Annotated in this window: 19 protein-coding genes; 9 read left to right on the top strand and 10 right to left on the bottom strand. The window is 70.1% G+C overall.

The genetic code is table 11. From position 1 onward, the window contains the following. A partial coding sequence (locus QM633_RS08910) for a DUF6597 domain-containing transcriptional factor (RefSeq protein WP_415153396.1) occupies positions 1 to 307 on the bottom strand: 307 nt, incomplete at its 3' end. 436 nt (positions 308 to 743) lie between these two features. On the opposite strand from QM633_RS08910, the gene QM633_RS08905 reads away from it, so the two are divergent. The 4 genes from QM633_RS08905 to QM633_RS08890 all read left to right on the top strand — a co-directional run bounded on the left by QM633_RS08905 (position 744) and on the right by QM633_RS08890 (position 4,556). Then, the gene (locus tag QM633_RS08905; RefSeq protein ID WP_415153395.1) at positions 744 to 1,241 is read left to right on the top strand and encodes a VOC family protein; all 498 of its coding nucleotides are present in this window, start codon (positions 744 to 746) and stop codon (positions 1,239 to 1,241) included. Positions 1,242 to 1,494: 253 nt separating this feature from the next. Further along, positions 1,495 to 2,466, top strand: coding sequence for a thioredoxin-disulfide reductase (gene trxB / locus QM633_RS08900; protein ID WP_415153394.1), 972 nt, complete (start codon positions 1,495 to 1,497; stop codon positions 2,464 to 2,466). A gap of 12 nt (positions 2,467 to 2,478) precedes the next feature. Next, positions 2,479 to 2,802 (top strand): thioredoxin, encoded by a 324-nt coding sequence (gene trxA / locus QM633_RS08895; protein WP_415153393.1) that lies wholly within the window; start codon positions 2,479 to 2,481, stop codon positions 2,800 to 2,802. A gap of 218 nt (positions 2,803 to 3,020) precedes the next feature. Next, complete coding sequence (locus tag QM633_RS08890) at positions 3,021 to 4,556, top strand: polysaccharide pyruvyl transferase family protein (protein ID WP_415153392.1); 1,536 nt, start codon at positions 3,021 to 3,023, stop codon at positions 4,554 to 4,556. Positions 4,557 to 4,708: 152 nt separating this feature from the next. Here the strand turns inward: QM633_RS08890 and QM633_RS08885 are convergent, their stop codons facing one another. After that, entirely contained in the window at positions 4,709 to 5,233 is a 525-nt protein-coding gene (locus QM633_RS08885) for a hypothetical protein (protein ID WP_415153391.1), read from the bottom strand. A 95-nt stretch (positions 5,234 to 5,328) separates the two neighbouring features. On the opposite strand from QM633_RS08885, the gene QM633_RS08880 reads away from it, so the two are divergent. Genes QM633_RS08880 through QM633_RS08865 form a run of 4 tightly spaced genes read left to right on the top strand, consistent with a single transcriptional unit; the run spans position 5,329 to position 8,743 of the window. Further along, positions 5,329 to 6,645: a PLP-dependent aminotransferase family protein gene (locus tag QM633_RS08880; RefSeq protein ID WP_415153390.1), complete on the top strand. Its 1,317-nt coding sequence runs from the start codon at positions 5,329 to 5,331 to the stop codon at positions 6,643 to 6,645. A 9-nt stretch (positions 6,646 to 6,654) separates the two neighbouring features. Continuing rightward, on the top strand, positions 6,655 to 7,620 hold the full coding sequence (locus QM633_RS08875; RefSeq protein WP_415153389.1) for a D-alanine--D-alanine ligase family protein: 966 nt from the start codon (positions 6,655 to 6,657) through the stop codon (positions 7,618 to 7,620). A gap of 14 nt (positions 7,621 to 7,634) precedes the next feature. Then, complete coding sequence (locus QM633_RS08870) at positions 7,635 to 8,354, top strand: SURF1 family protein (protein ID WP_415153388.1); 720 nt, start codon at positions 7,635 to 7,637, stop codon at positions 8,352 to 8,354. Then, positions 8,351 to 8,743: a DUF3817 domain-containing protein gene (locus QM633_RS08865; protein WP_415153387.1), complete on the top strand. Its 393-nt coding sequence runs from the start codon at positions 8,351 to 8,353 to the stop codon at positions 8,741 to 8,743. Before QM633_RS08870 ends, QM633_RS08865 begins: the two co-directional genes overlap by 4 nt. Positions 8,744 to 8,869: 126 nt before the next feature. Here QM633_RS08865 and QM633_RS08860 read toward each other — a convergent pair whose 3' ends face one another. The 8 genes from QM633_RS08860 to rpmH all read right to left on the bottom strand — a co-directional run bounded on the left by QM633_RS08860 (position 8,870) and on the right by rpmH (position 14,012). Further along, the gene (locus tag QM633_RS08860) at positions 8,870 to 9,766 is read right to left on the bottom strand and encodes a ParB/RepB/Spo0J family partition protein (protein ID WP_415153386.1); all 897 of its coding nucleotides are present in this window, start codon (positions 9,764 to 9,766) and stop codon (positions 8,870 to 8,872) included. Continuing rightward, on the bottom strand, positions 9,763 to 10,689 hold the full coding sequence (locus QM633_RS08855) for a ParA family protein (RefSeq protein ID WP_415153385.1): 927 nt from the start codon (positions 10,687 to 10,689) through the stop codon (positions 9,763 to 9,765). The genes QM633_RS08860 and QM633_RS08855 overlap by 4 nt, the downstream gene beginning before the upstream one ends. 163 nt (positions 10,690 to 10,852) lie before the next feature. Beyond that, positions 10,853 to 11,461: a 16S rRNA (guanine(527)-N(7))-methyltransferase RsmG gene (gene rsmG / locus QM633_RS08850; protein ID WP_415153384.1), complete on the bottom strand. Its 609-nt coding sequence runs from the start codon at positions 11,459 to 11,461 to the stop codon at positions 10,853 to 10,855. A 5-nt stretch (positions 11,462 to 11,466) separates the two neighbouring features. Beyond that, positions 11,467 to 12,093 (bottom strand): protein jag, encoded by a 627-nt coding sequence (locus QM633_RS08845; protein WP_415153383.1) that lies wholly within the window; start codon positions 12,091 to 12,093, stop codon positions 11,467 to 11,469. 14 nt (positions 12,094 to 12,107) lie between these two features. After that, positions 12,108 to 13,187, bottom strand: a complete 1,080-nt coding sequence (yidC, locus tag QM633_RS08840; RefSeq protein WP_415153398.1) for a membrane protein insertase YidC — start codon at positions 13,185 to 13,187, stop codon at positions 12,108 to 12,110. Between the two features lie 29 nt (positions 13,188 to 13,216). Further along, on the bottom strand, positions 13,217 to 13,528 hold the full coding sequence (yidD, locus tag QM633_RS08835) for a membrane protein insertion efficiency factor YidD (protein WP_415153382.1): 312 nt from the start codon (positions 13,526 to 13,528) through the stop codon (positions 13,217 to 13,219). Continuing rightward, positions 13,525 to 13,863, bottom strand: a complete 339-nt coding sequence (gene rnpA / locus QM633_RS08830) for a ribonuclease P protein component (RefSeq protein ID WP_415153381.1) — start codon at positions 13,861 to 13,863, stop codon at positions 13,525 to 13,527. Before rnpA ends, yidD begins: the two co-directional genes overlap by 4 nt. Positions 13,864 to 13,874: 11 nt before the next feature. Continuing rightward, entirely contained in the window at positions 13,875 to 14,012 is a 138-nt protein-coding gene (gene rpmH, locus QM633_RS08825; protein WP_323417990.1) for a 50S ribosomal protein L34, read from the bottom strand. A 324-nt stretch (positions 14,013 to 14,336) separates the two neighbouring features. Here rpmH and dnaA point away from each other — a divergent pair, with 324 nt between their 5' ends. Beyond that, positions 14,337 to 15,728: a chromosomal replication initiator protein DnaA gene (dnaA, locus tag QM633_RS08820; protein WP_415153380.1), complete on the top strand. Its 1,392-nt coding sequence runs from the start codon at positions 14,337 to 14,339 to the stop codon at positions 15,726 to 15,728. The last annotated feature ends 258 nt before the right edge of the window (positions 15,729 to 15,986 follow it).

The raw sequence follows: 15,986 nt of genomic DNA, 5'->3' as shown, positions 1-15,986 counted from the left end.
CGGCGGGCCGGGCGGTGAACGCCGCGACCGCCGCGGGACGCAGCAGGGCGCCGACCGCCCAGCCGCGTCCGGCCAGGTCCCGGTGGGACGCCCGCGTGCTGGGCCCCGACAGTCCGACCATGCCGTCCTCGACCACGACGTTCAGCGCGGGGTAGGCGATCAACTGCTGCCGCGACACCTCACCGCCGGGCAGGTCCCATCGTGTGATCCAGAACCAGCGCACCAGGGCCGTGGCCGCCGCGGGAGGCGGCAGTCGGTGGAAGTCCGGCAGCCGAGCGGGGAACAACGGCCCACGCGAGGAGAGCATGCGCGCCAGCCTAGGAGGCTGCCGGACAGTCGTGTCCCGGCGGCGGTGCGCCGGGTCGGGCGATCCGCGGCCGCGACACCTCGGGCACAGCGCCGCTGTCGCCCTCACGATGTGGCCGTGCGGCTCATCCCGCCCCGCACGTCCTCGCTCGACACGGCCTTGTTCAGCAGCCTCCCAGGACCGGATCACCGATGGCCGTCCTCGCCGCGAGCGGGCGCGGAGGAGTATGCGGGCATCGCGACGTGGGCAAGGCCGTAGCGGGTTGTCTGTGCAGGGCGCCCCACGCAGCCAGGTGCCCGGACGGGATCGCGCAACGCCAGGCGGGAGGCGGGGCCGGGCAGGAGCCGACGGGGCCGGGCGCGGGAGTTGCTCGCCCCAGCCGGCCAGTCGGGAATCTGCAAGCCGGCGTCGTGCGCGGCGGCCTACCGTGGCCGCCATGGCTACCGCAGCGAACGGAACACACACCACCAACGGCCGTCCGAACGGCTTCTCGACGCTCACGCCCTTCCTCGCGGTCTCGCCGGCGAAGGCAGCGCTCGCGTTCTACTGCGAGGTGTTCGGCGCGACTGTCGTCGGCACCACCGAGTTCGGGGACGTGCTCGCACACGCGGAACTGGCCCTCGGGGACGGCCGGCTCCAGCTCGGCGAGCCGTCCGCGGAGTATCACCTCGCCGCCCAGTCGACGTCCGACGACGCCTGCTACTCGATCGCGCTCTACTGTCCGGACGCGGACGCGGTGGTGGCCAAGGCGGTCGCAGCCGGCGCCACCGTCCGCGAGCCCGCTTCCGACTTCGTCTCCGGCGACCGGTTCGCCAGTATCCGCGACCCGTTCGGCGTCCGCTGGTCGATCATGACCCGGATCGAGGACCTGAGCGATGAGGAGAGCGCCGCCCGGGTGGCCGAGTGGGCCGCGCAGTTCGCCGCGGGGAGCTGAGCGTCCGTCCCAGCGCCAGCGGTCGTCCCACCCGTCCCACCCGTCATCGACGCTCCCGAAAAGTGGGTTTTATCCCCAATTCCGGGGAGCAAAGCCGCTTTTCGGGAGCGTGGACGGGGGACTGAGCGACGGGGGAGGCGGGACGCGCCGGCAGCTGAGCGCGGGAATGCCGGACGCCTCCGGATCGTTGAGGCGGAGTGCCCATCCCGGGTCGATAGAGTGGGCACCCATCCGAGACCGTCGAGGAACGCCCATGTCCGACATCCGTGAAGTCATCATCATCGGCTCCGGCCCCACCGGCTACACGTCCGCCATCTACACCGCGCGCGCCGGCCTGAAACCGCTCGTCTTCGAAGGCGCGCTCGCCGCGGGCGGTGCCCTGATGAACACCACGGAGGTCGAGAATTACCCCGGCTTCACCGACGGCGTCATGGGCCCCGACCTGATGCTCGCCATGCGCGCCCAGGCCGAGCGGTTCGGCGCGGAGATCATCACCGACGACATCGTCGCGGTCGATCTGGTCGGCGAGGTGAAGACCGTCACCGACTCCGAGGGCAACAGCTACTCCGCGAAGGCGGTGATCCTGGCGATGGGCTCGGGCTACCGCAAGCTCGGCGTCCCCGGCGAGGAGGAGTTCAGTGGACGCGGCGTCTCCTGGTGCGCGACCTGCGACGGCTTCTTCTTCCGCGACAAGGACATCGCCGTCGTCGGCGGCGGCGACTCCGCCCTGGAGGAGGCCACCTTCCTGACCCGGTTCGCCAACTCGGTCACGCTGATCCACCGCCGCGACGAGCTGCGCGGGTCGAAGATCATGGTCGACCGGGCGATGTCCGACCCGAAGATCCGGTTCGCCTGGAACTCGGTGGTCCACGACCTGCACGGGGACACGTCCCTGGCCGGCGTCACCCTCACCGACAGCGTCACCGGCGAGAAGCGCGAGCTGGGAGTCCAGGGCCTCTTCGTCGCGATCGGCCACGACCCGCGCTCGGAGATCGTCCGCGGCCAGGTCGAGGTGGACGCCGCCGGCTACGTCATGGTGGACGCCCCCAGCACCCGCACGAACATCCCCGGCGTGTTCGCGGCCGGCGACCTCGTCGACCACACCTACCGGCAGGCGATCACCGCCGCCGGCACCGGCTGCGCGGCCGCCCTGGACGCGGAACGCTACCTCGCCGCCCTGTCGGACGAGGCCGCTAGCCTCACCCCCGAACCTGCACACGCCTGAGGAGATACCGACATGTCGAACGTCGCCGACGTCACGGACGCCACCTTCAACGATCTGGTGGTGAAGTCCACCAAGCCCGTCGTGGTCGACTACTGGGCCGACTGGTGCGCGCCCTGCAAGCAGCTCTCGCCGATCATCGACGAACTCGCCCGCGACTACGGCGACAAGGTCACCTTCCTGAAGCTCGACACGAACACCAGCACTCAGGTGCCCACCCAGCAGGGCGTTCTCGGCCTGCCCACGATCCAGGTGTTCGTCGGCGGCGAGGTCGTGAAGTCCTTCACCGGCGCCAAGCCCAAGTCCGTCCTGCTGAAGGCCCTCGAGGAGTACCTCTGACCTGAGGGCTCCCGCGGAGTCGTCAGAGTCTCCACCGGTCATGGCCAGCCGGGATTCCGGCACGCCCGCGAGCGGCGGCGTCAGTGGCGGACGCCGGGGCCTAGTGCCCGGGTGCCGGCGGGAGCCTGTGCGGCCACCGACCAGTCCCGCATCGCCGGCGTGCGGTCGCGTCCCTGGTGGGCCATGATGGTGGCCCGGACGGCGACGGGAAGGGACCCATGACCACGAGGATTCTGATCCGCTCGGGCCGACCGCCGCACCGCCCGGTGCCGCTCGAGGCCGCCCACGCCTACCGGGGCGTCGGGACGTTCGCGACCAACTCGGGAAACCTCCTCTTCCAGGACGCGATCTACCGCACGCTGCGCACCCCCGACACCGAGCTGGTGGTCGACTCCCTCAGCACCGAGCGGCCCGGGATGGACGCGAGGCACATCGAGCGCATCAACGACGAGTTCGACGTGCTCGTCCTCTCCCTCGCCAACGCCTTCCGCGAGGACTTCCTCACCCCCCTGGGCCGGCTCACCGATGTCGTGGAGAAGCTGCGGATCCGGGTGGTGGTGACCTGCGTGGGCGCACAGCTCGGGCTGGACGGGGACCCGCGCACGGCCGGCGAGGCGATCGACGAGGCCACCACCCGGTTCGTCCGCGCCGTCCTGGAGCGCTCGGAGTCGCTGGCCGTGCGCGGCGAACTCACCCGCGGCTACCTGGAACACCTCGGCTTCCCGGGCGAGCGGCTCGACGTCGTCGGCTGCCCCTCGCTCCACCTCTTCGAGGAAGGGACGACGGTCACCCGGCCCGGCACCACGCTGCCTCCGGAGGCGAGGATCGCGCTCAACCTCACCCCGTCGGTGCCGTTCTCGGACGCGCTGCTGTCGGCGAACTACGACCGCTACCCGAACCTCACCTACGTCCCGCAGGACAACGAGACCCTCGGGCTGATGCTGTGGGGCGAGGAGTTCGACGCCCCGCCCGGCATGCCGGGCACGCTGTCGCAACCGGCCTATCGCGACGACCGGATGCGGTTCTTCGTCGAGCCCCGGCCCTGGCTGGACTACCTGTCCACCAGGGACTTCGCCTGCGGGACGCGGATCCACGGCAACGTCGCCGGGCTGCTGGCCGGCATCCCCGCCTTCCAGTTCGCGCACGACTCCCGCACCCTCGAGCTGGCCGAGTTCCACCGGATGCCGTACCTCAGCACGCCTACCGGGCCGGGCCGGGTCGATCCGGAACTCGTGGATCTCGCCGCCCTCTACGAACGGACGGACCTGGCGGCGTTCAATGCCGCCCGCGAGCCCAACCGGGCGCTCTGGACGGCGTTCCTGGACCGCAACGGACTGCCCCATCTCGATCGTCCGGACGCCGACTACGAGCGTGAGCTGGACGGGCTGGCCTACCCCGCGGCGGGGCGTCCGCTGACCTCGGCCACCCCGGAGGAGCTCGCCGGCCGGCTGCGCTGGCTGCACCAGGGGATCAAGCCCGGCGACGTCCTGCGCACCCGGGGCGCCTACGAGCCCGACTTCGTGCCGGACAAGGCCCGCCAGCAGGATGCGCTGGACCGGTTCCGCGCCGTCGAGGCGCGGGTATCCGAACAGGGCCGGCTGATCCGCGACCAGACCCGGGCGCTGCGCGACCTGACGAAGCAGGTGGAGGCGCAACGCAAGGTCCTCGACCGGCTGACCGCCCCCAAGCCCCCCTTCTCCCAGCGAGTGGCCCGCAAGCTCCGCTCTGTGTTCGCTCCCGCCGCGGGCGCCTGACCGGGAACCACGCGCTGGCGACCGGACCGGGCGCCTCCCGCAGTCGCCACCGAAGCTCGCCGGCGCCGCCGGAGTCTCGGCAGCGTCTGCACGCTTCGCCGAGGACGTGGCGGACGCCGGGCCGCCACGCCGCTGCCGCCTCGACCGGCGGCTCAGCCGCGGTTCGCGCGTCCGGAGATCGCTCCGCCGGCAGGGTTGGGCGGCACCGGACGCAGCGACTGCAGGAAGCGTTCGAAGACCCCCCGCACGCCGTTGTGCTCGCCGGCCACGGTGCGGTCGAGGTCGAGGTGCCACAGCCGGTCGTCGAGGCTCCTGGCGAACCCCACGGCCCGCAGGAAGTCCCGCGGCGGAGCGTCGCAGCGCACGTTCTGGCGGCTCCCCCTGGCCAGGATCGCCCTGGCCTTCTGAGGGGCGAGGCCCGCGGCCGCCGCCTGGACCAGGTGCCGGCCATGGCCGACGCCGGTGCTGCCGGGGCCGACCCACAGGCAGGCGAGCCGCGCCTGACCCGGCTCGTCGACCGGGGAGAGCAGCAGCAGCCCGTCCACCCGATCGCCCTCGTGGAGCTTGACCCCGCACCAGCCCCACAGCGTCGCAGCCTGGATCGCCCACGGCGTGTCGGCGCGGACGGTCCTGCCGCAGTAGGGGCAGGAGAGGCCGGGCAGTTCCGCCAAGGTCACCATCGACAGTCTCGGCATGCCACCCCCGGTTGCGGATCTCCACCCCGCGGGTGGGTCGGTTTCATCCTAGGCCCGACGTGCGGCAGTCTGGTGCGGTGAGCCTGCCTGAGCAGTCCCGCCGCGATACGCGGCTGGACCCCTACATCGACGCGTACGCCGAGCGAACCCATGGCCTGACGGTCTCCGCCGTCCGTGCCCTGTTCGCCGTCGCCAACCGTCCCGAGGTGGTCTCGCTCGCCGGTGGCATGCCGAACATCACCGACCTGCCCCGCGAGGCGCTCGCGAAGGCCGTCGACCGGCTGATCGCGCAGAACGGGACGCAGGCCATGCAGTACGGGTCCGGCCAGGGCGAGCCGTTCATGCGGGAGAAGATCGTCGAGGTGATGGCCGAGGAGGGCATCCACGCCCACGCCGACGACATCGTCGTCTCCTGCGGCTCCCAGCAGGCCCTCGACCTGGTCACCCGCGTGTTCTGCGACCCTGGGGACGTCGTCCTCGCCGAGGGCCCGAGCTACGTGGGCGCGCTGGGCACGTTCCGGGCGTACCAGTGCCAGATCGTCCACGTGGCGATGGACGAGTCGGGCCTCGACCCGGTCGCGCTCCGCGGCGCGCTGGTCAGCCTGAGGGCGGCCGGCAAGCGGGTGAAGTTCCTGTACACGATCCCCAACTTCCAGAACCCCACCGGTGTCAGCCAGAGCGTCGAGCGCCGGCGCGCGATCATCGAGATCGCCAGGGAGTTCGACCTGCTGATCATCGAGGACAATCCCTACGGCCTGCTCACTCTCGAGGGGGAGCCGCTGCCCGCGCTCCGTGCGATGGACGCCGACAACGTGATCTATCTCGGGTCGTTCTCCAAGATCTTCGCGCCGGGATTCCGGGTCGGCTGGGTGCTCGCGCCGCACGCCGTCCGCGAGAAGCTCGTCCTCACGCAGGAGGCCGCGACCCTCTGCCCTCCGGTGTTCAGCCAGTTCGCGATCTCGACCTATCTCGACGACTTCGACTGGCGCGGGCAGATCACCACCTTCCGCGACATGTACCGCGAGCGCAGGGACGCGATGCTGCGCGGCCTGACCGAGCACATGCCGCCGGGGACCAGCTGGACCCATCCGCACGGCGGGTTCTTCGTCTGGGTGACCCTCCCGGAGGGACTCGACTCCCAGGCGATGCTGCCGCGCGCGATCACCGCCCGGGTGGCCTACACCACGGGCACGGCCTTCTACGCCGACGGCCTCGGCAGCCGCAACATGCGCCTGTCGTTCTGCTTCCCGACTCCCGAGCGCATCCTGGAAGGCACCCGCCGGCTCGGCGAGGTGCTCGACCAGGAGCTCGAGATGAACCGCACCTTCGGGCTCGGCGCCCGGAGCCCCCGCCACTACGACCTCACCACCGGCCCGGCGCCGGACATCACCTAGGAAACGAACATGACCGACTCCCCCACCCACGGCCCGATCGTCGTCCTCGCCGGCGGTCTCTCCCACGAGCGCGACGTGTCGCTGCGCTCGGGCCGACGGGTCGCCCAGGCCCTCCGCGACCAGGGACGCGAGGTCGTCGAGTCCGACATCGGCGCGGACCTGGTCGACCTGCTGCGGAGCCTGGAGAATCCGGTGGCCTTCCCCGTCCTGCACGGCGGGGTGGGCGAGGACGGGGGCCTCCAGCAGGTGCTGAGCCTGCTCGAGGTGCCTTACGTCGGCTCAGAGCCCGCCGCCTGCCGCCGCTCGTTCAACAAGGCCGTCGGCGGCCCGCTGATCGCTCAGGCCGGCCTCGCGCGTCCCCTGCTCGCCGCGCTCCCCCACGACATGTTCCGCGAGCTCGGTGCGGCCGCGATCATGGCGGCGCTCGGCGAGCGGATCGGGTTCCCGATGATCGTCAAGCCTGCGCGCAGCGGATCCGCGCTCGGCTGCACGAAGGTGGACAGTCTGGAGGAGCTCCCCTCGGCGATGGTCGGCGCGTACTCCTACGGCGATCTCGCCGTGATCGAGGAGTACATCGCGGGCACCGAGGTGGCGGTCACGGTCGTCGAGCTCGACGGGCAGCAGATCGCGCTGCCTGCGGTGGAGATCCGGCCCAACTCCGGGATCTACGACTACACGGCCCGCTACACGGCCGGCGAGACCCGGTTCATCGTCCCCGCGACGCTGTCCGAGGAGCAGGCAGCCGCGTGCGCGGAGCTGGCCGTGGCCGCGCACCGGGTGCTCGGGCTGCGCGACCTGTCCCGGGCCGACATCATCGTCCGGACGGACGGGACGCCGGTGTTCATCGAGACCAATGTCGCGCCCGGCATGACCGAAACCTCCCTGATGCCGCAGGCCGTCGAGGCGGCCGGCTACGACTTCGGACTGCTCTGCGCGCAACTGGTGGACAACGCCTGGGCGCGCCGTCCGGCCTGATCGGGCGGCCCCGGATGGGCACGCGCGTCAAGCAGGTGCTGGTCGCCGTCCTCGGTGCGGCGATCTGCGTCACGATGGTCGCGCTCGGCCTGTGGCAGATGCGCGTCTTCGAGAGCAAGGAGGACGAGTCCGCCGAGCTGCGGACGCAGCAGCCCGCCGTGTCGCTGGTCGACAACGTGGCCATGGACGGCACCACCGGCGACATCTACGGCCGTCAGGTGGAGGTGTCGGGGCGCTACCTGGCCGACCAGCAGAAGCTGGTCGTCGACGCGGACGGCACGGTCCGGGTGCTGACCGCCCTCACCCTCGACGACGGCCGGGTGCTCCCTGTGATCAGGGGCACGATCGCGTCCGTGGCCGCCGCGGTGCCGGCGCCTCCCTCGGGCGTGGTCGCTGTGATCGGGGTCTTCCTCGCCTCCGAGTCGGCGGCCGACGACACCCGGACGGTGCCCGCGGGGACGCTGGCGTCCGTCCGGCTCGCCGAACTCGCCCAGGAGTGGCCGCAGCAGCTCATTCCGGGCTATGTGACCCTGCCGGCCCTCGCCGCGCAGGGTCAGGGCCTGGGCGCGGCTCCGGTGACCCTGCCGACGGGAAGCGGGTCGATCCAGAACATCGGCTATGCCCTGCAGTGGTGGGTCTTCGCCGCGTTCGGGGCGTTCATGAGCGTCCGCTTCGTCCGGGCGATCGGGCGCTCAGGCGGCCTCGGTACGCTGTCGGACGAGGAGGAAGAATGAGCGACGCGACGACCGCAGACGGGCCGGCCATCACCCCGGAGGCGGTGCCCGGGATCCGGGGGGCGCTGATCCGCTACCGGGTCATGGCCTACGTGGTCGGGACGCTGCTGGTCGTGCTCGTGCTGGTCGGTGTGCCGTTGAAGTATCTCGGCGGCAACGGGATCGTCGTGACCATGACCGGCGTCCCCCACGGCTACCTGTACATGGTGCTGCTGTTCACCGCCTACGACCTGGGCCGGCGGGTTCACTGGCCGTGGGGCCGGTTGATTCTGATCGCGCTGTGCGGCACCGTCCCGTTCCTCTCCTTCTGGGCCGAGCACTCCGCCCGTACCGACGTGCAGGCACGCCTTCGCGCGGTCGCGGCGTCGCCCTCGGCGCCCACTCCGTGATCATCGACGTCCCGGCGTCCGCCCGCGCCACTCGATGTGACGTCGTCCCCCGAGTTCGGTGGCCGAAGTCGCAGTCAGGAGGGCTCGCTCCTCGCCGCAGATCTATATCAATATGTCGATAAAGAGTTAAAGCAAGAGATCGGCAATTCGCTGGAGATCTTCCGGCCCCGCGAAGTCGATCACGATCCGGCCCCTGTGGCGTCCCTCGGTGACCACCACGCGGGTGTCGAGCTTCTCGATGAGCTCCGACTGCACCCGGCCGGCGTCGGAGGAGAGGTCTTTCGGCGCGGTCGAGCGCGGTGCTCGCTTGGGGCCGTGCTCTCCCACCGAGACGATCTCCTCGGTGGCGCGGACGGACAGGCCCTCGGCGACCACCCGGGTGGCCAGGTGCTCCATGGCGGCCGGGTCGGGCAGCATCAGGATCGCGCGGGCGTGGCCAGCACTGAGCACCCCCGCAGCGACCCTGCGCTGCACCGGCGCGGGCAACTGGAGCAGGCGGATCGTGTTGGAGATCTGCGGACGCGAGCGCTTGATCCGGGTGGACAGTTCCTCCTGCGTGCAGTGGAAGTCGCTCAGCATCTGCTGGTAGGCGGCCGCCTCCTCCAGCGGGTTGAGTTGTGCGCGATGGAGGTTCTCGAGCAGCGCATCGCGCAGCAGGTCGGCGTCCTCGGTCCGGCGGACGATCGCCGGGATCGTGGACAGGCCCGCCTGCTGGGTCGCGCGCAAGCGGCGCTCCCCCATGACCAGTTCGTAGCCACCGTCCTCGAGCGGCCGGACGACGACCGGCTGCAGCAGGCCGACCTCCTTGATGGACTCCACCAGTTCGGCCAGCGCGTCCTCGTCGAAGACCGTTCGGGGCTGCTTCGGGTTCGGCCGTACGTCGACGACGGCGATCTCCTCGAAGCGGGCTCCCTCGGGCACCCGCGCCGCCGGTGCGTTGTTGTGCGGTGCGAGCTCGGGGTCGGTGCGCTGCAGCAGGTCTCCCAGCCCGCGGCCCAGACCGGTGTGTCGAGGGGTGTTCATGAGCTCTTCCTTCCTTCGGTGGGCGCGCCGCGCTCGGCGAGTTCCGCGGCGGCGTCCAGATAGGCCTGGGCGCCGGCCGACGCGGAGTGATAGGTGAGGACGGACTGCCCGTAGCTCGGGGCCTCGGAGACGCGCACCGAGCGGGGGATCGCCGCCCTGAGGGTTTCCGCAGGGAAGTGCTGGCGCACTTCGGCCGCCACCTGAGAGGCGAGCCGCGTGCGCCCGTCGTACATGGTGAGCAGGACGGTGGACAGGCGCAGGTGGTCGTTCATCGAGCCTTTGACCAGATTGATCGTCCGGAGCAGCTGCGAGACGCCTTCCAGGGCGTAGTACTCGCACTGGATGGGGATGAGGATCTCGTCCGCCGCCACGAGCGCGTTCAGGGTGAGGAGGCCCAGGGAGGGTGGGCAGTCGATGAAGACGTAGTCCGGCTCGTACTTCGCGCTGAACGCGCGCAGGGCGTTGAGCAGACGGCTCTCCCGCGCCGGCGTGCTGACCAGGCCGATCTCCGCGCCGGCGAGGTCGATGGTTGCCGGGAGCACCCACAGGCCTTCCGCTTCCGGGGACGGCTTGATCAGGTTTTCGATGGGGGAGTTGGCGGTCAGCACTTCATAGGTTCCCTGCACGCCCTCCTGATGATCCACGCCGAGCGCCGTGGACGCGTTGCCCTGCGGGTCGAGGTCGATCACGAGGACGCTCAGGCCACCGAGCGCCAACGCGGTCGCGAGGTTGACGGCCGTCGTGGTCTTCCCGACACCGCCCTTCTGATTGGCGATGACCAGAGTTCTGGTTCGAGTCGGCCTGGGCAGGGTTGTTTCACGTGAAACAGTGAAGGGCAGATCGTCGGGGGTCTCGGCCCTCGCGCTGAACTCTGGCTCGTCGAACACCACTCGACGAGGGGTCGGCGGGGGAGTGATCGACATGGTTCTCCTGCTCGGGCGTTTCACGGGAAACATCAGGATAGAGCGTGTCACCCGCGACGCTGACCACCCCGACCGGGCGTCCGGCGACGATGCCGCGTCCATCCGGTCGGTCACCGCAGAGGAGCGGCACCAAGCCGGCTCCAGCCGGATGGCTCGACGGCCCTCAGCCGGTCGGCCGACGCACCTCCACCGCCCAGGTCACCTCATCCGTCTCGGGGACGGGTCGCTCCACCACCCGAGCGACCAGCCCCGATCGGCGAAGCACCGGCGCCGCCTCCGCGAGTTCGGCGATGGCCGACGCCCCCTTCAGCGCCACGATCCGTCCTCCGCGCGCCATCAGTGGAGCGCACCACTCGACGAGGCGGGGGAGCGGCGCCACCGCTCTCGAGACCACGGCGTCGTAGCGACCGCCGTGATCCTCGGCGCGGGCGCGCACGACGGCGACCCGATCCTGCAGTCCCAGGTCGTCCACAGCCTGCTCGAGAAACCTCGCCCGCCGCAGCAATGACTCCAGCAGCACCACCCTCAGGTCGCGACGGTGGATCGCCAGCGGAATCCCCGGCAGGCCCGCACCGCTGCCGACATCCACCACCGACGCGCCCTCCGGAAGCAGGTCCGCGCAGGCCACCGAGTTCAGGACATGCCTCGCCCAGAGCCGGTCTCCTTCGCGGGGACCCAGGAGTCCCCAGTCAATACCTCGACTTGCCAATATATCGACATACCGACTTATGTCCTCCGCGCCGGGCCCGAAGACAGCCGCCCGCGCGTCCACTCCGATCAGGCCTTCGGCAGCACCACGACCCGACGATGCGGCTCCTCGCCCTCGGACTCGCTGAGCAGGCCGGCAGCCGCCACCGAGTCGTGGACGATCTTCCGCTCGAACGGATTCATCGGCGCCAGCCGCACCGGCTCGCCGGACTCGTTCACCTCCGCCACCGCGTCCTTGGCCAGGTCCTGCAGGATCCGCCGTCGACGATCCCGGTGGCCACCGATGTCGAGCATCAGCCGGCTGCGATGGCCGGTCTCGGTCATCACCGCCAGCCGCGCGAGCTCCTGGAGCGCCTCCAGCACCTCGCCGTCCTTGCCCACCAGCACCTCGCCGTCGGTGAGGATCGAGATGTGCGCACGACCACCCTCGATGAACGTGTCGATGTCGCCGTCGAGATCGGCGATGTCGAGCAGCTCCTCCAGGTAGTCAGCGGCGATCTCACCCTCGTTCTCCAGGACGGTCTCCTTCTTCGAGCGCGGGGCGTCCTCCGACGCGCCATCCTCCGACGCGCCATCCTCCGACGGGGCGTCCCCCGACGCGCCAGCACCGGACGCGGCATCCTCGGCGGGCGCCTCGAGCTCGAGTTCGACCACCTCGACGACCTCCTCGACCGGATCGGTCTGCTGTTCGGTCACTTCACACTCCTTGTTCACGACTGCTTGCGGGCAGCTCGGCTGTTCTTCTTCGGCTGCTGCCGCTGGATCACCTGGCGCTGGACGGTCGATTCGGCACCGTCGGCACTGTCACCGGCCACCGCCGGCGAGGACTTCGCCCCGGAGGCGGGCGCGCCCTGGCGCGCCACCTTCGTCGGGTCGTAGCTCGCCGGCTCCGGACGCTTGCGTCCCGCGCCCCGCCGCTGCGCCGCGATCGCCTCCGGATCCTTGCCCCTCGCGCGCATCCGCTCCTCCCAGTCGACGTACGCGGGAGTCCCGGGGGCCGGGTTGTTGTGGATCAGGATGTACTGCTGGCCCATCGTCCACAGGTTCGTGGTCAGCCAGTAGATGAGCACGCCGATCGGGATGTTCACGCCCATGAACAGGTACATGAACGGGAAGACGTACAGCATCATCTTCTGCTGCTGCGCCATCTGGCCGGTCAGCGCCTCCGGGGGCATGTTCTTGCGCATCAGCTGCAGCTGGGTGAAGAACAGCACGACCGTCATCAGCACGACCAGGGTCGCCGTCACCCACTGGGTCGCACCGAAGCCCCCGTCGATCGGGAGGAAGGTCGAGGACAGCTGGGCGCCGAAGATCGTGGCGTTGTGCAAGGACGTGGCCAGTTCGGGGTTGGACTGGAAGAAGTAACCCAGCGGCTGGTCCGGCGTCCGCGACACGCTGTTCAGCACGTAGAACAGCGCCAGGAAGATCGGCATCTGCAGCAGCAACGGCAGGCAGGACGCCATCGGGTTCACACCCTCGTCCTTGTACAGCTTCATGGTCTCCTGGCCGAGGCGCTCCCGGTCGTGACCGTACTTCTCGTTCAGCTCCTTGACCTTGGGCTGGATCAGCTGCATGTTCCGCGAGGAGTTGATCTGGCGCACGAACAGCGGGATCAGCGCCGTCCGGATCACCACCGTCAGCAGCACGATCGACAGCGCCCAGGTCACACCCCAGTCGGCGTTCAGGCCCAGCGACGTCAGCACCGAGTGGAACCCGACCAGGATTCCCGACACCGCCCAGTACAGCGGCGTCATCATCGAGGACAACAGCCCCAGGAAGTCGTCCCACATGTTCAACGGGAGCAGGAGAAGGAGTGCGTTCATTTCACCTCGTGGGCATGCGAGCACGCCCGGTTCGGGGCCGGTTCGGCCGGTGCTTTCCTGGTGGCCTGCTCGGCGGCCCAGGCTCGTGCGGCCGGTGTGCCCGGCACAGGATCGTAGCCACCGGCCGCCCACGGATGGCAGCTCGCCAGGCGTCGCGTGGCCAGCCAGGTGCCCTTCGCCGCGCCGTGGACGCTCACCGCTTCGAGCGCGTACGCCGAGCACGACGGGTAGTACTTGCACACGTTGCCGTACAGCGGGCTGATCACCGCGCGGTAGACCTTCAACAGTGCGATCAGGACGTACCTCATGCCGCCAGCCGATCCAGGCAGGTGGACAGCGCCGCGTGCAGATCCTCGGCCAGGTCCGCCGCCGCGGCCGCGGCGGGCAGCGCCCGCACCACCACGTCCACCACCACCGGCGCGGACCCCAGCTCGCCGGCCGCCAGGTGACGCAGGCGACGCTTCACCCGGTTACGGGTGACGGCGTTGCCCACGGCCTTCGACACGACGAAACCCGCCCGCGACGACCCCAGCGACGAGCGTCGTGCGTGCAGCACCAGGCTCCCGCGTCCACAGCGGACGCCCTGGCGGATGGTGTCGCGGAAGTCGGCAGCGTTGCGCAACCGCGACTCGGCGGGCAACACCTCGGGTCGGCTCAGCCGGCCAGACGGACGCGGCCCTGCCGGCGACGGGCCGAGATGATGGCACGCCCCGCCCGGGTGCGCATCCGCAGACGGAAGCCATGGGTGCGGCTGCGACGCCGGTTGCTCGGCTGGAAAGTGCGCTTGCTCACGCGAGTGCTCCCAAGTTCGATGTAGTCAAGGATCAGATGCGCCCACGCGGACACACGGATGCCGCGACAGCGACTGCCCAACTCTACGCGGCAGCAACCGGCCCGGGCAAACCGGACTGTCCAGTGGGCAGCCGTCGAGCCGACACGCCGTAACGGCCAGCATCTTCAGCGAAAACCGTTTGCGAACCCGCCCAGACCTCGCTAGGTTGCTCTACGGCCACCGGGGACCGTCACCCCCGACTTTCGTGCATACTCATGCACAGTCTGTGGACAACCGTGTGGAAACCTGGCTGGGGCAGGTAGTGAGGAGCCGAAGCAGGAGCCATGACCCAACCTCCCGCCAGCACAGAACCAGCCGCCTCCGGCGACCTCGGTGCTGCGTGGTCGCACGTGTGGGCGTCCTCCGACCCGGCGGCCCGCGGTTGGCTCGAGAGCATGCGGCCGGTCACCGTCCACGACTCCCTGGTCATCCTCGCCGTCCCCAACGAGTTCACCCGCGATCGGGTGGAGAGCCGGCTGCGTCCGGCTATCGAGATGCAGCTCTCCGAGTTCTACTCCCGGCCGATCCGGATCGCGATCGACGTCGACCCGACCATCGGGGACGTCGAGCCCGCGCCCCTTCCGGCGTCGACCCCTGAACCGCCGCCCGCGGACCACCGTCCGAACCACGCCCGCGCCGGCGGCGACCGGCTCAACCCGAAGTACTCCTTCGAGACCTTCGTGATCGGGAACTCCAACCGCTTCGCGCACGCGGCGGCGATCGCCGTCGCCGAAGCGCCGGGCAAGGCGTACAACCCGCTGATGATCTACGGCGACTCCGGGCTCGGCAAGACCCACCTGTTGCACGCCGTGGGCCACTACATCCGCAACTACTACGACCGGGTGCGGGTCAAGTACGTCTCCACCGAGGAACTCACCAACGACTTCATCAACGCCGTCTCCGACAACCGGACGGCCGAGTTCCGCCGCCAGTACCGCGAGGTCGACGTCCTGCTGATCGACGACATCCAGTTCCTCGAGGGCAAGATCCAGACCCAGGAGGAGTTCTTCCACACCTTCAACACCCTCCACACCGCCCAGAAGCAGATCGTGCTCACCTCCGACCGGCCGCCGAAAGCACTCGAAGCCCTCGAGCCCCGGTTGCGGAGCAGGTTCGAGTGGGGGCTGATGACCGACATCCAGCCGCCCGACCTGGAGACCCGGATCGCGATCCTGCGCAAGAAGGCCGCCGCCGAGCGACTCACCGCCGGGCCTGACGTGCTGGAGTTCATCGCGTCCAAGATCCAGACCAACATCCGTGAGCTCGAGGGTGCCCTGATCCGGGTGACCGCGTTCGCCAGCCTCAACCGTCAGGAGGTCGATCTCACGCTGGCCGAGGTCGTCCTGCGTGACCTGATCCCCGAGGGTGCCGAGACCCAGATCTCCTCGACCGCGATCATGACCAACGTCGCCGACTATTTCGGCATCACCGTCGAGGAGCTCTGCGGGCAGAGCCGGACGCACGTGCTGGTGACCGCCCGCCAGATCGCGATGTACCTGTGCCGCGAGCTCACCGACCTTTCGCTGCCGAAGATCGGCCAGCTGTTCGGCGGCCGCGACCACACCACCGTCATGCATGCCGACCGCAAGATCCGCCAGCTGCTCCGCGAGCGCCGCAGCGTCTTCAACCAGATCACCGAGCTGACCAACCGGATCAAGCAGTCCCCCCTGCGCTGAGCGACCCGGCCCGCCGCCGCGTCCTGAACGGCAAAGGGGACGGACCGGCGAACGGGAAAAGAACCGTCCCCGTTCTCGTTCAGGGGACGGTTCTCTTCCGGTTCGCTGGTCCGTCCCCGTTCTCGTTCAAGGTCGCCGCGCGGCGTCGGCGAGGGAGGACGGTTGCCTCGCGGGAGGCGCCGGGGCGACCGTCCTGGGCTCGCGGTGGGACTGTGCCGGGGCTGTGTCGCCTGTACACCGTTGTGGATAACCCGGGGG

This window comes from Propionicimonas sp. (assembly GCF_047606205.1).
In the GTDB taxonomy this organism is placed as follows: domain Bacteria; phylum Actinomycetota; class Actinomycetes; order Propionibacteriales; family Propionibacteriaceae; genus Propionicimonas.
Note: the sequence above shows the minus strand (reverse complement) of the source record. Positions and strands in the feature narration are given on the sequence as shown.

What these genes read in the sequence shown, in the direction of transcription:
- dnaA (WP_415153380.1), top strand. Translation starts at nt 14,337, where the DNA reads ATGACCCAACCTCCCGCCAGCACAGAACCAGCCGCCTCCGGCGACCTC.
- QM633_RS08870 (WP_415153388.1), top strand. Translation starts at nt 7,635, where the DNA reads ATGGGCACGCGCGTCAAGCAGGTGCTGGTCGCCGTCCTCGGTGCGGCG.
- QM633_RS08865 (WP_415153387.1), top strand. Translation starts at nt 8,351, where the DNA reads ATGAGCGACGCGACGACCGCAGACGGGCCGGCCATCACCCCGGAGGCG.
- QM633_RS08860 (WP_415153386.1), bottom strand. Translation starts at nt 9,766, where the DNA reads ATGAACACCCCTCGACACACCGGTCTGGGCCGCGGGCTGGGAGACCTG.
- QM633_RS08855 (WP_415153385.1), bottom strand. Translation starts at nt 10,689, where the DNA reads ATGTCGATCACTCCCCCGCCGACCCCTCGTCGAGTGGTGTTCGACGAG.
- trxB (WP_415153394.1), top strand. Translation starts at nt 1,495, where the DNA reads ATGTCCGACATCCGTGAAGTCATCATCATCGGCTCCGGCCCCACCGGC.
- QM633_RS08905 (WP_415153395.1), top strand. Translation starts at nt 744, where the DNA reads ATGGCTACCGCAGCGAACGGAACACACACCACCAACGGCCGTCCGAAC.
- QM633_RS08890 (WP_415153392.1), top strand. Translation starts at nt 3,021, where the DNA reads ATGACCACGAGGATTCTGATCCGCTCGGGCCGACCGCCGCACCGCCCG.
- yidC (WP_415153398.1), bottom strand. Translation starts at nt 13,187, where the DNA reads ATGTGGGACGACTTCCTGGGGCTGTTGTCCTCGATGATGACGCCGCTG.
- yidD (WP_415153382.1), bottom strand. Translation starts at nt 13,528, where the DNA reads ATGAGGTACGTCCTGATCGCACTGTTGAAGGTCTACCGCGCGGTGATC.
- QM633_RS08875 (WP_415153389.1), top strand. Translation starts at nt 6,655, where the DNA reads ATGACCGACTCCCCCACCCACGGCCCGATCGTCGTCCTCGCCGGCGGT.
- trxA (WP_415153393.1), top strand. Translation starts at nt 2,479, where the DNA reads ATGTCGAACGTCGCCGACGTCACGGACGCCACCTTCAACGATCTGGTG.